The following is a 13217-nucleotide window of genomic DNA, read 5'->3' as shown; positions in this document are numbered from 1 at the left end:
CTCACGGCCGTCACGCTCCTCGTGTTGGCTGGTGCCATCGCCTCGTAGAAAGCGCCAACGAATGAAAATTACTGTTGTAGCGGGCAATCCGAAGCCGGAGTCGCGGACACTCGACGCCGCGCGAGTCCTCGCCACCGCACTGACCGGTGAGCCCGGTGAGACGATCGACGTGATCACGCTCGGTGCCGGACTGCTCGGCTGGGGCGACTCGGCCGTGCAGGCCGCAGTCGAGACCGTTGCGTCATCCGATCTCGTCGTCTTCGCAAGCCCGACGTTCAAGGCCACCTACACCGGCGTCTTGAAGTTGTTCCTCGATCAATTCGCCGGCGATACCGGACTGAAGAATGTCGTCGCCGTACCGCTTATGCTCGGCGGCGGTCCGGCGCACGCAATGGCACCGGATCTGTTTCTCAAGCACGTTCTCGTCGAACTCGGGGCGGTCGCCCCGGCCCCTGGCCTGTACCTCATCGATTCGACGTACACCACCGATACTCGGATCGCCGACTACGTCACCCGCTGGGGCGAGACCATACTCGCCGCGGCTCGAACACGAACGGATGCATCATGACCCTGAGCACCACCAGCCTCGACCAGTCCGTGCTGCGAAACGCGTTCGGACAGTTCCCCAGTGGGGTCGTCGCCGTCTGCGCCGAGATCGACGGAGTCAAGATCGGCATGGCCGCAAGCAGTTTCGTTGCAGTGTCGATCGACCCGCCCCTCGTCGCCTTCTGCGTTCAGGACACCTCGACCACGTGGCCGAAATTCGCTGCAGCCTCACGAATCGGCATCAGTGTGCTCGGCGAACTGCACGACGTCGCGGCTCGCACACTCGCCGCGAAGACGGGCAACCGATTCGAAGGATTGACGACCACCACCACCGAGGACGGTGCAGTCTTCATCGACGGTGCGAGCATGTGGCTGGATGCCAGTGTCACCGAACAGGTCACGGCCGGTGATCACGACATCGTCCTGCTGCGCATCAACGAACTCGAGGTCAAGGACGGTGTTGCCCCGATCGTGTTTCATGGCAGTAAGTTTCGTCGGTTGGCGGTTGATCTCTGATGAGCGCCGTCGAAAATGCGCTCGAAGCGCTCCGCGCCGGAAAGCCGGTGTTCGTCACCGATTCCGCCGATCGGGAGAACGAGGGCGACGTCATCATGGCGGCCGACCGGATCACTCCCGCATGGACGGCATGGACGGTCCGCAACACCTCGGGGCTGCTGTGCGCTCCGATGAGCGACGCCAGGGCGGACGCTCTCGAACTACCGCCGATGGTGTCGAACAATCAGGATCCGAAGAGGACCGCGTACACCGTCACCGTCGATGCAGCTGTGGGCATCACCACCGGTATCAGCGCTGCGGATCGCGCCCGGACACTGCAGGTACTCGCCCATCCCGGTTCCGTCGCCACCGACATCATCCGTCCCGGCCACGTGCTTCCCCTGCGTGCGCGACCCGGCGGTGTCCTGGAGCGGCCGGGTCATACCGAAGCAGCCGTCGACCTGTGTGCCCTCGCCGGACTTCCCGCTGTCGGCGTCATCGCCGAGCTGGTTGCCGACGACGGTTCGATGATGCAGTTCCACGAGATCGAGAATCTCGGTGCGCGGATGCAGCTTCCGGTGCTCACCATCGAGGAACTCATCGCCTATCGGCAGCTTCGCGATCCGGCACCGGTGGCCGGTCCCGCTCGGGTCGAGCGAATGGTGGAGACAGTCCTCGCGACCCCGCACGGCGATTTCAAGATGTTCGGCTACCTCGATCACAAGACCGGGGCCGAACACGTTGCGCTGGTGTCGGGTGACGTCCGAGACAACGCCATGGTTCGCGTGCACTCGGAGTGCCTGACCGGAGAATCGTTTCTGTCGCAGCGGTGCGAATGCGGTCCACAGCTGAACACCGCACTCGAACGGATCGCGGCCGACGGCGGTGTACTCGTGTACATGCGTGGTCACGAGGGCCGCGGAATCGGTTTGCTGAAGAAGCTCGCGGCCTATCGCCTGCAGGACGAGGGCTTCGACACCGTGCAGGCCAACCTCGAACTCGACGAACCGGCCGACGGACGTGAGTACGGTGGTGCCGCTGCTATTTTGAAAGACCTGGGTCTGACCACGGTTCGTTTGTTGACCAACAACCCCGACAAGATTCGTGGCCTGGAAGCGCACGGCGTCGACGTCAGTTCACGGTTGCCTATCGTCGTGGGTGCCGCGCAGGCCAACATCCACTACCTCGAGACCAAGCGCTCCCAGATGGGACATTTTTTGCCGCACAGCGTGGCTCAGGGTTGGTGAACGGCCGAGCGATCGAGGCCATCGTAGCCTTCTATCATCCATTTTTCACAAGCTCTACTGGACAGATTTCCCATAACCGGCACACCCGGTGGTTCGATCCCACGTGCCCTAGCGTGCGGGGACCGTGATTCCTCGCGCGTCGAGGATGGGTCGAACACCTTCGGCGAAGTGGTAGGACTCCTCGAGGTGCGGGTAGCCGGACAGAATGAACTCGTCGAATCCGGCGTCGTGGTACTCCCCGATCAGGTTGGCAACTTCCTCGTGCGAACCAACCAGCGCGGTGCCGGCACCGCCTCGAACGAGACCGACTCCGGCCCAGAGGTTCGGGTAGATCTCGAGCGAATCCTTGCTGCCCCCGTGCAATGCGGCCATCCGGCGCTGTCCCTCGGACTGCGACGACGAGTGCAGCGCGTGCGCCGCAGACACCTGTTCCTCGGGAAGCTCGTCGAGCAACTTTTGTGCGACGGCCCAGGCCTCTTCGGAGGTGTCGCGGCTGATGGTGTGCAGGCGAATGCCATAGGTGAGCTTGCGGCCCTCGGCGTCCGCGAGCGCCTGCACCTTCTCGATCTTGGCGCGGGCGTCGGCAGGAGGCTCACCCCACGTCAGATACGTCTGGACATGCTTGGCGGCGACGGCGAGTGCGGGATCCGACGAGCCGCCGAACCAGAACTCGGGCAACGGGTCCGGTGCCTCCGAAACACGCGCATCGGCCACCTTGAAGAATTCGCCTTCGTGATCGACCGACGTCTCCGTCCAGATCCGATGCACCAGTCCGAGGAATTCGTCGGTGCGGGCGTATCGCCGATCGTGATCGATCCAATCCCCGAAACGACGCTGCTCGACGTCGTCGCCCCCGGTGACGATGTTGAACAGCACCCGACCTTCCGAGAACCGCTGCAGCGTCGCTGCCTGTTGCGCCGCCAACGTGGGCGGCGTGAGGCCGGGACGGAAGGCGACAAGGAACTTCAACCGTCGGGTGCTCTGCAGTAGCGCGGCGGTGGTCAACCAGGCGTCCTCGCACCAGGTTCCGATCGGTGTCAACACTCCCTCGTAGCCGAGGCGGTCCGCGGCCTGAGCCACCTCCGTGAGGTACCGCAGCGACGGACGACGGAACCCGGCAGGTTCGACGATGTTGGCCGACGCGTGAGATGCACCGACGATGGAGCGGCCGTCGCCAGCGGTGGGGAGGAACCAGAAAATGCGTGCGGTCACGAGTGAACTCCTACGACGTGGTGGGTGATCAGTTGGTGGAGGCGGTCGCGGCGGCGATGGCGTCGTTGTAACGCGTGTCGACGAAGTCTGCGAACGTGTTGCCGCCAGGGATGCTTCCGCTCTCGACGAATACATCGAAGAGCGTCTGCTCGGATTCGATCACGTTGTCGTCCAGAGCAATTGCGGGTCGCTGGCTTCGCCCCTGCGCCAATTCACCCGCGGCCGGGTCGATGCCGACGGCCGTCGAGTACGCCGACGCCCACTCTGCCGGGTGTGCGTCCGCCCATGCGGACGCCTTGGCCAGACGAACCACGAAGTCCTGCAGCGCAGTGTTCTTCGCGGGATCGTCCAGAGCCTGCTGAGACGCGATACCGAAGCCATAACCGTTGGCCACACCCTCGGCAGTGGTCAGCGTCTTCGAGCCGTTCTGCACCTGCGCGATGGCGGTGAACGGATCCCAGATCGCCCAGGCATCGACCTCGCCCGAGGTGAATGCCGTCAGCGCATCGGCAGGCTGAAGGAACACCAGCTGAACGTCGTCGGTGGTCAAGCCGGCCTTCTGTAACTGCAGCAGCACGTGTCCGTGCGCCGAACTTCCCTTGCCCACCGCGATCTTCTTACCGCGCAGGTCGGCGAACGACGCCAGAGTCGAATCCGGTGGCACGAGAATCTGATCGCCGCTCGCATCGTTGGTGTAGGCGGAGACGACCTTGATGCGTGCATTGGCTGCAACCCCGAAGACGGGGGGCGTGTTGCCGGTGACCGCGAAGTCGATCTGGCCGGCCGTTGCCGCCTCCACCTGAGGCGGGCCGGAAGTGAAGGTGGAGAACGCAACATCGTAGGGAGCGGAGTCCAGCTCACCCGATGCGCGCAGTAGGGCTTCGGTGCCACCCTTCTGGTCGCCGACATCGAGGGTGACCGTGGCGAGTTGGTCGTTCGAGACCAATTCCGGGGCTTGGGTGTTGGTGGTATCGCTACCACGCGAGACGCAACCGGTGAGTCCGACGACCGTCAAGGACAGGGCAGTGAGCACACCGAGTGCGCGCAGAGATCGAGGACGAGCATGTGACGACATGTGTGAAAGATCCTTGTCATTTGCCGAATTGGACGGTCAGTGAACTCCGAGAGCTCCGAGCAGATGGGTGCGAAGGCGGGAAAAGCCCGGCGTTCCGCGATCGCGGGGGCGGGGCAGATCGACGGTGACGGTGTCCGAGACTGCGCCGTTCTCGAGCACTACAACCCGATCGGCCAGCGCGATCGCCTCGTCGACATCGTGCGTGACCAGGAGGATGCCGAAGCGGTGCCGTCCCCACAGGTCGAGCAGAAGTGACTGCATGGTCAGTCGTGTGAGTGCGTCGAGCGCTCCGAACGGTTCGTCGAGGAGCAGCAGTTCGGGCTCCCCCACCAATGCCCGCGCCAGCGCAGCGCGCTGAGCTTGCCCACCGGACAACGTGAGTGGCCATGCGTCTCGCTTCTCGGCCAGCCCCACCTCGTCGAGCGTCGCGTCCGCAGCAGTCGATGCCTCGGTGCCGGTGACCCCTGCGGTGTTCAGACCGTAGGACACGTTCTGGCGAACCGACCGCCACGGAAACAGGCGTGGTTCCTGGAACGCGACCGCAGGATGCCCGGCGACGTGCCGCTCTCCTGTGTGGTCCGTGGACAGTCCGGCCAGGACACGCAGGATGGTCGACTTTCCGGAGCCGGAACGTCCGACCAGCGAGACGATTTCGCCGCGCTCGATGGACAGGTCGACACCCTTCAACACGTGGCTGAATCCGTAGAACTTGTCGATGCCGTGCAGGGTGGCGACGGAAGTCGTCGTCGTAGTCATGGCTCACGCGTCCAATCGGTAACGGAGGGCTCGTTTTTCGAGGATTCGTACGATTCCGTCGGTGCCGATTCCCATCAGCGCGTAGACGACGAGCCCGAAGATGATGGTGTCCACACGCAGGAAGTCCCGCGCATTGTTGATGATGTAGCCGAGCCCGGATTCTGCATTGATCTGCTCGGCCACGATCAACGACAGCCACGCGATGGCCAACGACTGCCGGAGTCCCACCAGTAGCTGGGGCGCGATACTCGGCAGAATGATCGTGGTGAATCGCTGTCGCCACGAGAAACCGAGGACAACTGCGGTGTCGAGAAAGTCGCGATCGATCTGGCGGATGGCCGAGAACGTGTTGAGGTACAACGGAAATGCCACTCCGAGAGCGACGAGCAGAATCTTGGGAGTCTCGCCGATTCCGAACCACAGGATGAACAGTGGGATCAACCCGAGGTGTGGGAGTGCACGCAGCATCTGCAGCGGCGGGTCGACGGTTGCTTCGGCGAGCTTGGACAGTCCGACGAGCGCCCCGAGAGCCACCCCGATCAGCCCGCCCAGCAGGAGTCCCTGAACCACTCGCGTTCCGGAAATAGCCAGAGCGTCGGGCAATTCACCGTTGCGCAGCAATTCCAGACCCGCGTCGAAGATCAGTGACGGTGCGGGCAACACTCGTTCGGAGAGAACTCCGGCAGCACTGGCGATCTGCCAGAGGACGAGTAGGACGATCGGCGACAAGGCCCGCAGGACAGTCCATCGGTATCGCTGCCACAGTGGAGTTTTCGCTGAGACAGGCACCGGGTCGACCTTCGATACGACGCTGTGCCGCGTGTCCACAGGTCCCGCGGGAGCGGCGTACGACGTCACGACCATGTTCACGTGCCTTCCACTTGATGACGATCAGCTTCGACTCACCACCCTCCGTTACGAGAGGGGTCCGGGGCCAGGGTTCGAATCAGCGTGAATCTAGGTCGGGCAGAATCGGACATATGACAGTCGAGCCCATCCACACCGAGCGCCTGACCCTTCGTCTGTACGAACCAGACGACGCAGACGGGGTTCTCGCGTACTACAGCGATCCCGAGGTGTGCCGCTATCTCCTCCACGAAGCGTGGACCCATGCCGACGCCGTTGCGGCGGTGGGTAAGCGGATGAAGCGATCCGGATTGCACACCCAGGCGCTCGCGATGGTCGTCGAACACGAGGGGACGGTGGTGGGCAACGTCGAAGCATGGCTCGTTGACGGTTCGCCGGCACTCGTCGAACTCGGCTGGACGTTCTCACCGTCCGTGGCCGGTCGCGGCTACGCCACCGAGGCGGTGCGCGGCTTGATCGACCACGTGTTCTCGTTACCGCAGATCCACAGAATTACGGCCCAGATGGACGGACGCAACGACGCGTCGGCCCGGTTGGCCGCCCGGGTCGGAATGCGTCAGGAAGCGCACTTCCGCCAGAACTGGTGGTGCAAGGGCGAATGGACAGACACCCTCGTCTACGCGATGTTGCGCGAGGATCGCTGACGCACATCATGCGACGTTCACCTCCGCGTCGGTTCCCCGACACCAGCCGGTGACCGCGGTGCGACAGTCTCGGAAAACTTCACTTTCCGAACTCTGGGAGTTTCACGAATGGCATCGCGTCGCAGAGCTGCTCTACTGGGCACGCTCGCTTTGATATCGATCGTGTCCACGTCGATGGGCGGCGTTGCGACTGCTGCACCGGCTCGGACGGCGTCGCCGCTGTGTCAGGTTGCGGACCTGCTCCCCAGTGGATCGTCCTCTGGCCTCGGCTACCAATGTGCCGAAGCCGGTGAGCTTCTCGATCTGCCGATCGGTGATGTACACGCGACACAACCGTCGCTCGGGTACGACGAGGTGTACTACAAGCTCGGTCGATACACACTCGGCAAGGACGAGATCAACAAGAAGTTCGACGACTGGTGCGAGGCCAACGGGCAGGAAGAGGCCGCCTCCGCATTGCCCGATGCGCGACTGGACAATCCGTCGTCGTTCACCTGCACCGTGCCCGTCGGCCAGGAAACGCCCGACACGATCGCGCCCATGAAGACGGTTGTCATCGGACCGGGCGGCGTGCCGTACCTGACCGACGGACACCACACGCTGACGTCGTTCCACGAAACAGCCGACGGTGGACCGAATCTGCACCTCCGTCTGCGGGTGGTCGCGAATCTCAGTGACCTGAGCCCAACTGATTTCTGGGCGCGGATGAAAGCCGAGAAGTGGGTGTGGAACTACGACGTCGACGGCAACGAAGTTCCGGTGGAGCAGCTTCCGTCGGGAGTGGGTCTCGCCAAGTTCCAGAACGACAAGTACCGCAGCCTGATGTACTTCGCCCGCGACATCGGCTTCAGCCCCGGCACCATCCCCTTCCAGGAGTTCTATTGGGGCGCATGGGTTCGCGACTCCGGTGCCGTCGACATCAGCGGCTGGGACAGCAACAATCTCGCGAGCTACCTCAGCACCGTCGAGTCGGTCTCCCGCGCTCAGATCGCCGCCCCGAAAGACGCGGTCATCGAGAGTGGCCGCACTGCAGCCGAACTCGGCGCTCTGGATGCGTGGAACGACGGCAAAGCAGCCAACAAGGGTGAATTCGGAAAGCTTTCGGCACTGTACTCGGACGCCAAGCCGGGCAAACTGACGTATGCCTTGCAGTACAAGTCGGGACTGCCGCGCTAACTCCGCGTCGCGGTAGGTCCACGTCATGTCGCCGGGCTGGCGTCGGGCATTGCATACGTGATCGACCAGGTCCAGTTCGTGGCGTCCGGTACCGTCTCGCGTCATGAACCTGAAGCTGTGTGTGCTGTTGTGGGCGGCGGACGGACAAGCAGACGCGCTCACTCGTTACGAAGACACGGTGCTGGACCTGATTCCGAAGTACGGCGGCGAAGTAGTGAGCAGGGTCCGCCGAGTCGACACCGGCGACGGACCACTCGAGGTGCAGGTCATCCACCTACCGGATGATTCGGCCTTGCAGGCCTACATGAAGGACCCCGAGCGGCTTGCGCTCGCCGACGTCCATCGGCGGGCCGTGGCGAGAACCGAAATCATCCACGTGAAGACGCTCGTCTGATGGCTCCGCCAGGCCGATGCGCCTACCAGCGATCGACGTGCAGAACCGTCTCGATCGGATCCCGCGGAGCAACCTTGAACGTCTCACCCGTGTAGTACGCCGTCGGAATGAGCGCACCCTGATGAAAATCCTCGGGAATGCCGAGTAGCTCGGATATCTCCCGCTCACGGGCGAGATGAATTGTGGTCCAGGCTGTTCCAAGGCCACGGGCGCGTGCGGCCAGGGCGTAGTTCCACACCGCGGGCAACAGCGAGCCCCACAGACCGGCCTGATTACCGGCCGGAAGCGTCTTACCAGCTTGGATGCACGGAATGAGCAGCACCGGAACCTCACCCATGTGCTCGCCGAGCCACCCGGCACTGTCGCCGACGCGCTTCTGTACCGATGCGCGCTCCGGATCGTCGGCGAACAAAGCCGACGCGGAATGCTTCGACGCCTGATATGCGGCGAACAATTCGCCGTAGATCGCACCGATGCGGGCACGAAGATCAGGATCGGTGACGACGATCCACTGCCATCCCTGCTTGTTCGACCCCGACGGGGCCTGCAGTGCGATCTCGAGACATTCCTTGATCAGCTCCATCGGCACCGGCCGCGTCAGGTCCAGGCGCTTACGCACGGTGCGCGTTGTGGTCAGCAGCTCGTCGGGAGTCAGATCAACGATCGGGAAAGAAGTCACCCTTCGATCATGCACCATGCGGCCTCTGCAGGGCCCGCTTGGTCAATTCCTCGTTCGCAGCGTCCCAGCGCGCCGCCATGGACAGTCCCCCATGGCCGTCGCGCTCATCGATGACGAGTGTCGACCCGGGCCAACGTCGGTGTAGATGCCACGGCGTGACAGCCGGTCCGGAAACATCCTTTCGGCCATGGATCAGGACGCCCGGAACATCTCGCAGACCGTCGGCACGATCGAGCAGAGGCGGATCACAGAACCCGTCGTGCGACCAGTAGTGCGCGGTCAGCCGCACGAAGGCGAGTCGGAACCGGTCGTCGTCCCACCGCGGATTGCGCCGCACGCCATCGGTACCGATCGAGATGTGGACGTCCTCCCACAGCGCCCATTCCCGAGATGCGCTGTCTCGCAACTGTAAATCGTTCGAATTGAACAGGCGGTTGTACGCGTCGACTATGCGGCCCTCACCGCGTCGATAGCCGACTCCGGCTTGCTCGGCAAATGTGGCGAACCGATCCCACGCCTCCGGGAAGACCGCGCCGACCCCCTCCGTAATCCAGTCGACCTCAGCCCTACCTGTCGTCGTGACAGCAACGAGCACCATGCCGAGAACCCTCGTCGGATGGGCGAGGGCGTAGGCAAGAGCAAGGGTGGATCCCCAGGACGCGCCGTTGACGATCCACGCCTCGACGCCGAGGTGCTCGCGCAGGGCTTCGATATCGGTGATCAGGTGCGCAGTGGTGTTGGTAGCCAGGGACGTCGAAGGATCCGACGCGTGCGGGGTGGACCGGCCGCACCCGCGCTGCTCGAATCCGATGGCGCGAACACGGGACAGGTCGAAGTGACGACGAAATTGACTGGCGTTCAGGGTCCCGCCCGGTCCGCCGTGCAAGTAGACCGCCGGGACGCCGTCGGACGGACCCCATTGCTCCCAGTAGACGCTCTGTCCGTCCCCGACATCGAGCATTCCGTGCAGTGTCGGTTCGTCCTCCGGTGTCATAGCGCCATCACATCATTCGAGAGGCAGCATCTGTCGGATCACTGCCCACGCGGACGCGTCGACCCATGAGGGATTGGACTGCTGCGGCGACCGGAACACTTCGAGCATCGACAGTTCCGCAACGGCCTGCAGATCCGGCGCGAGGATCGGCTCATCGAACAGCGTGATGTCCGTCGAGACCTTCCACTGCGGGCCGGGGACCGGGGTGCCGGTCAATCGACCCGCACCCCAGATCCCGCGTCGCGGGTGGCTGCTGACCCAGAACAACACAGGCTGCCCAGGTGCCATCAGACGAGTTCGATAGTTGTTCGCGACGCACCAATTCTCTTCCGCACGTGCAGCTTCGACCATCGGTGCTAGGTCGGTCTTGTGCGGATTGCACTTGATCACCCATGCGCCGAGCGTCTGGTCCGTTATCGCGCGTGCCGTCACACTCGCCATCGTAATGACGAGCTACGCCACCGCGTCGTTGCCCTGCGCAGCCGAGACCACCAGATTGCTCGCTGTGAGCCCGTTTCCGTTCTTGACCGCGTCGATCCACTGGTCGGTCGTCGCCACCGCTGCGAAATTGGACTGGTAAAGCACCATCAGCGCCTTGTGGAGTTGCTCGGCTGAGACTGTCCCCGCCTCGTTCGAGAGGTTGATCGCGCCGGTGGCGTCGGAAAGGATTTCGACGGTCAGGTCCAGTGCTTCCGCGTCGGCGCTGGTGGCGAGATCGCAGTTGTTGGTCATGTATCCGACGATCGTGACGGTGTCGACATTGTTGCCCTGCAACCACTTCGCCACGTCGGTGCCAGCGAAGACGCTGCTGTACTGCTTCTCGACTCGCGCGAAGGACGGCTGCACGACGGCCTGAATGTCGGGATGAAGCTCGTACGTCGGGGTTCCCTTGACGAAAGCAGGCGAGCCCTCGGGCATCTCGTGCTGCACGATGGCCACCGGAACATCCTGCGTCACAGCCGCTTCGATGGTACGAACGATGTTGGCCAGCGACTCGTCGCGAGGCGGGTACTGAATCTTCAGAACTCCCTCGAAGTATTCCTGCTGTACATCGATGACGATGAGGGCTCTACGCGGTGCGGTCATGGACGTTCTCCTTCAGGTGGCGTACTCGGTCGATACCCATACTTCGGCACCGACCTTGCGTTCACGAGTGGCACGGATGCATACTTTCGATGAAATTGCGCCAATTCGTCGATCGGAGATTCATGCGCATCGCGCTGTACGTGTTCGACGGCATCACCATGTTCCACCTCGCCGCGCCGTTGATGGTGTTCGGCGAGGTGACGCGCCTCGGGCTGGCCCCCGACTGGGAGACGCGGGTGTGGTCCGACAGGCCAGGGTCGATCCGCACCGAGGAGGGCTGCCCCGTCGGCGAGATCGAAGGCCCCGACATCGCCGATTGGGCCGACATCGTCATCGTGACGTCGTGGCCGGAGTCGTTGCCACACATCGGCGCTCACCTGTCCACCGCTCTTCGAGGCGCTCACAGACGGGGAGCCCAGATCGCGGGACTGTGTCTGGGGTCGTTTGCCGTCGCCGACACCGGACTGTTCGCGGGACGCCCTGCCGTCACCCATTGGTCCAAGATGACCGAACTGCGCGACCGCAATTCGCAACTGGGCCTCGACGAGTCCGTGCTCTACATCGACCACGGCGACGTCATGACCTCCGCGGGCACGGCGTCGTCGATCGATTCCTGCCTGCACATCGTCCGCAAGCACCTCGGCGCGGCAGCGGCAACGCGGGTCGCGCGCAGTCTGGTGGTCGCACCCCATCGCGACGGCGGTCAGGCGCAATACATCGAACGGCCGGTGATCGAGGCATCCGAGGACTCCGCGATCGCCGACGTCCAGAGCTGGGCGCTGGAGCGACTGGCCGAGCCCCTACCGATCGAGCGCCTTGCCGAGCGGGCACGCATGAGCCGGCGCAGCTTCATCCGGCAATTTCAGTATGCGACGGGCACCACGCCCGCGCGCTGGGTACTCGACCAGCGGCTCGACGCCGCCCGCAGCCAACTCGAAACGACCGGCCACAGTATCGAGACCATCGCTGCCTCGTGCGGATTCGGCAGCGCCGTCACCCTGCGTCAGAACTTCCACTCGGCGTTCGCCGTCACGCCGACGGCCTACCGGAAGCAGTTCGCGGTCGGTTGTGCAACCACGGACACCGCCGACAGGCGAGGATGAGCAACGTGATCCTGTGGATAGTTGCCGGAGTCGAGCTCGCCGCCATCATCGCGCTCGGTGTGGTTCTCATCGTGTCTCGACGAAAGTTGAAGCACACGCGCCGAGCACTCGACCGCGCTCTCGAATCGCAGCAACGCCGTAAGCGACGCGGCCTGGTGCCCTTCGCGATCAGAACCGCCTTCCACACCACGGAGCTACTCATCAACAAGGGATTCGGCGCTACCGTCCGAAACTCCGTAGAAGACCTCGCGGGCTGGGCCAAGGTCGAACGCCCCGACCTGGCACGCATGACCGCCGACGGCGACATAGTGGTCATGTTCTCCGACATCGAAGGGTCCACCGCCCGCAACGAAGAACTGGGCGACCGCGGTTGGGTGAAACTGCTCGAGAAGCACAACAAGCTGATCCGCAAACACGTCGACGACCACGGCGGACATGTGGTCAAGAGCCAGGGCGACGGTTACATGATCGCCTTCTCCGACCCGACCGAGGCCGTGCGCTGCGGAGTGGAAGTCCAAGAAGCCCTGCTGAAGAACCCAGATCGGTGGGACCGCATCCGCGTGCGCATGGGCGTGCACGTCGGCAGCTCGGTGCGTCGAGGCGACGACCTGTTCGGACTCAACGTGGCCATGGCGGCAAGAGTGGCGAACCAAGCCGAGGGCGGAGAAATTCTTGTCAGCGAGCCGGTGCGTGACGCCATCGCCAGGGCGGACGGCCTGACTCTGGGGACGCCCCGCGACGTCGAACTCAAGGGAATGAGCGGAAGCTTTCAGTTGTATCCGGTGGCGCTGCCGGCACTTCCGAGTGCGGAGACCGGCCCCGCGAGCGCATGAATGTCCCATTCACCACGTCTGAACGCGTGAATGTCGCATTGATCCCAACCGGGGGCGAACTGTGGACCTGGACGGCTGGCGGCTGCTGCTAAGCCCGAAAGTTGTTGCCC

16 protein-coding genes are annotated in these 13217 nt (G+C 63.7%); 8 read left to right on the top strand and 8 right to left on the bottom strand.

All coding sequences use genetic code 11. The annotated features are described in order from the left end of the window. Positions 1–61: 61 nt before the first annotated feature. The 3 genes from CH262_RS25530 to ribA are packed head-to-tail and all read left to right on the top strand — an operon-like array spanning position 62 to position 2288. Positions 62–568, top strand: coding sequence for an NADPH-dependent FMN reductase (locus tag CH262_RS25530; protein WP_057474790.1), 507 nt, complete (start codon positions 62–64; stop codon positions 566–568). After that, entirely contained in the window at positions 565–1062 is a 498-nt protein-coding gene (locus CH262_RS25525; RefSeq protein WP_094718751.1) for a flavin reductase family protein, read from the top strand. The genes CH262_RS25530 and CH262_RS25525 overlap by 4 nt, the downstream gene beginning before the upstream one ends. Continuing rightward, the gene (gene ribA / locus CH262_RS25520; RefSeq protein ID WP_094718750.1) at positions 1062–2288 is read left to right on the top strand and encodes a GTP cyclohydrolase II; all 1227 of its coding nucleotides are present in this window, start codon (positions 1062–1064) and stop codon (positions 2286–2288) included. The genes CH262_RS25525 and ribA overlap by 1 nt, the downstream gene beginning before the upstream one ends. Before the next feature lie 108 nt (positions 2289–2396). Here the strand turns inward: ribA and CH262_RS25515 are convergent, their stop codons facing one another. Genes CH262_RS25515 through CH262_RS25500 form a run of 4 tightly spaced genes read right to left on the bottom strand, consistent with a single transcriptional unit; the run spans position 2397 to position 6120 of the window. Further along, entirely contained in the window at positions 2397–3500 is a 1104-nt protein-coding gene (locus tag CH262_RS25515) for an LLM class flavin-dependent oxidoreductase (protein WP_256988991.1), read from the bottom strand. A 28-nt stretch (positions 3501–3528) separates the two neighbouring features. Continuing rightward, on the bottom strand, positions 3529–4575 hold the full coding sequence (locus tag CH262_RS25510) for an ABC transporter substrate-binding protein (RefSeq protein WP_094718748.1): 1047 nt from the start codon (positions 4573–4575) through the stop codon (positions 3529–3531). A 36-nt stretch (positions 4576–4611) separates the two neighbouring features. Continuing rightward, positions 4612–5331, bottom strand: a complete 720-nt coding sequence (locus tag CH262_RS25505; RefSeq protein ID WP_094718747.1) for an ABC transporter ATP-binding protein — start codon at positions 5329–5331, stop codon at positions 4612–4614. Between the two features lie 3 nt (positions 5332–5334). Then, complete coding sequence (locus CH262_RS25500; protein ID WP_256988990.1) at positions 5335–6120, bottom strand: ABC transporter permease; 786 nt, start codon at positions 6118–6120, stop codon at positions 5335–5337. Between the two features lie 191 nt (positions 6121–6311). Between CH262_RS25500 and CH262_RS25495 the strand changes: the two genes are divergently transcribed. The 3 genes from CH262_RS25495 (at position 6312) to CH262_RS25485 (ending at position 8412) form a co-directional block, all read left to right on the top strand. After that, positions 6312–6842 (top strand): GNAT family N-acetyltransferase, encoded by a 531-nt coding sequence (locus CH262_RS25495; protein WP_094718746.1) that lies wholly within the window; start codon positions 6312–6314, stop codon positions 6840–6842. A 108-nt stretch (positions 6843–6950) separates the two neighbouring features. Beyond that, the gene (locus tag CH262_RS25490; protein WP_094718745.1) at positions 6951–8018 is read left to right on the top strand and encodes a ParB/Srx family N-terminal domain-containing protein; all 1068 of its coding nucleotides are present in this window, start codon (positions 6951–6953) and stop codon (positions 8016–8018) included. Positions 8019–8121: 103 nt separating this feature from the next. Further along, positions 8122–8412 (top strand): DUF1330 domain-containing protein, encoded by a 291-nt coding sequence (locus tag CH262_RS25485; protein ID WP_094718744.1) that lies wholly within the window; start codon positions 8122–8124, stop codon positions 8410–8412. Between the two features lie 22 nt (positions 8413–8434). Here the strand turns inward: CH262_RS25485 and CH262_RS25480 are convergent, their stop codons facing one another. The 4 genes from CH262_RS25480 to CH262_RS25465 are packed head-to-tail and all read right to left on the bottom strand — an operon-like array spanning position 8435 to position 11171. Then, the gene (locus CH262_RS25480) at positions 8435–9091 is read right to left on the bottom strand and encodes a nitroreductase family protein (RefSeq protein WP_094718743.1); all 657 of its coding nucleotides are present in this window, start codon (positions 9089–9091) and stop codon (positions 8435–8437) included. A gap of 7 nt (positions 9092–9098) precedes the next feature. Further along, positions 9099–10085 (bottom strand): alpha/beta fold hydrolase, encoded by a 987-nt coding sequence (locus CH262_RS25475; protein WP_094718742.1) that lies wholly within the window; start codon positions 10083–10085, stop codon positions 9099–9101. A 12-nt stretch (positions 10086–10097) separates the two neighbouring features. Next, positions 10098–10517 (bottom strand): EVE domain-containing protein, encoded by a 420-nt coding sequence (locus tag CH262_RS25470; protein WP_256988989.1) that lies wholly within the window; start codon positions 10515–10517, stop codon positions 10098–10100. 21 nt (positions 10518–10538) lie between these two features. Continuing rightward, a complete protein-coding gene (locus tag CH262_RS25465; RefSeq protein WP_094718741.1) occupies positions 10539–11171 on the bottom strand; it encodes an isochorismatase family protein in 633 nt (210 codons plus the stop codon). A 122-nt stretch (positions 11172–11293) separates the two neighbouring features. On the opposite strand from CH262_RS25465, the gene CH262_RS25460 reads away from it, so the two are divergent. Next, positions 11294–12274, top strand: a complete 981-nt coding sequence (locus CH262_RS25460) for a GlxA family transcriptional regulator (protein WP_094718740.1) — start codon at positions 11294–11296, stop codon at positions 12272–12274. Beyond that, positions 12271–13107, top strand: a complete 837-nt coding sequence (locus CH262_RS25455) for an adenylate/guanylate cyclase domain-containing protein (RefSeq protein WP_179275113.1) — start codon at positions 12271–12273, stop codon at positions 13105–13107. The genes CH262_RS25460 and CH262_RS25455 overlap by 4 nt, the downstream gene beginning before the upstream one ends. Positions 13108–13217 lie beyond the last annotated feature (110 nt).

Origin of the sequence: Rhodococcus sp. 05-2255-1e (genome assembly GCF_002259025.1) — a bacterium.
GTDB classification, from domain to species: domain Bacteria; phylum Actinomycetota; class Actinomycetes; order Mycobacteriales; family Mycobacteriaceae; genus Rhodococcoides; species Rhodococcoides fascians.
This window is presented reverse-complemented; position numbering and strand designations above follow the sequence as displayed.

What these genes read in the sequence shown, in the direction of transcription:
- CH262_RS25530 (WP_057474790.1), top strand. Translation starts at nt 62, where the DNA reads ATGAAAATTACTGTTGTAGCGGGCAATCCGAAGCCGGAGTCGCGGACA.
- CH262_RS25525 (WP_094718751.1), top strand. Translation starts at nt 565, where the DNA reads ATGACCCTGAGCACCACCAGCCTCGACCAGTCCGTGCTGCGAAACGCG.
- ribA (WP_094718750.1), top strand. Translation starts at nt 1,062, where the DNA reads ATGAGCGCCGTCGAAAATGCGCTCGAAGCGCTCCGCGCCGGAAAGCCG.
- CH262_RS25510 (WP_094718748.1), bottom strand. Translation starts at nt 4,575, where the DNA reads ATGTCGTCACATGCTCGTCCTCGATCTCTGCGCGCACTCGGTGTGCTC.
- CH262_RS25505 (WP_094718747.1), bottom strand. Translation starts at nt 5,331, where the DNA reads ATGACTACGACGACGACTTCCGTCGCCACCCTGCACGGCATCGACAAG.
- CH262_RS25495 (WP_094718746.1), top strand. Translation starts at nt 6,312, where the DNA reads ATGACAGTCGAGCCCATCCACACCGAGCGCCTGACCCTTCGTCTGTAC.
- CH262_RS25490 (WP_094718745.1), top strand. Translation starts at nt 6,951, where the DNA reads ATGGCATCGCGTCGCAGAGCTGCTCTACTGGGCACGCTCGCTTTGATA.
- CH262_RS25485 (WP_094718744.1), top strand. Translation starts at nt 8,122, where the DNA reads ATGAACCTGAAGCTGTGTGTGCTGTTGTGGGCGGCGGACGGACAAGCA.
- CH262_RS25475 (WP_094718742.1), bottom strand. Translation starts at nt 10,085, where the DNA reads ATGACACCGGAGGACGAACCGACACTGCACGGAATGCTCGATGTCGGG.
- CH262_RS25465 (WP_094718741.1), bottom strand. Translation starts at nt 11,171, where the DNA reads ATGACCGCACCGCGTAGAGCCCTCATCGTCATCGATGTACAGCAGGAA.
- CH262_RS25460 (WP_094718740.1), top strand. Translation starts at nt 11,294, where the DNA reads ATGCGCATCGCGCTGTACGTGTTCGACGGCATCACCATGTTCCACCTC.
- CH262_RS25455 (WP_179275113.1), top strand. Translation starts at nt 12,271, where the DNA reads ATGAGCAACGTGATCCTGTGGATAGTTGCCGGAGTCGAGCTCGCCGCC.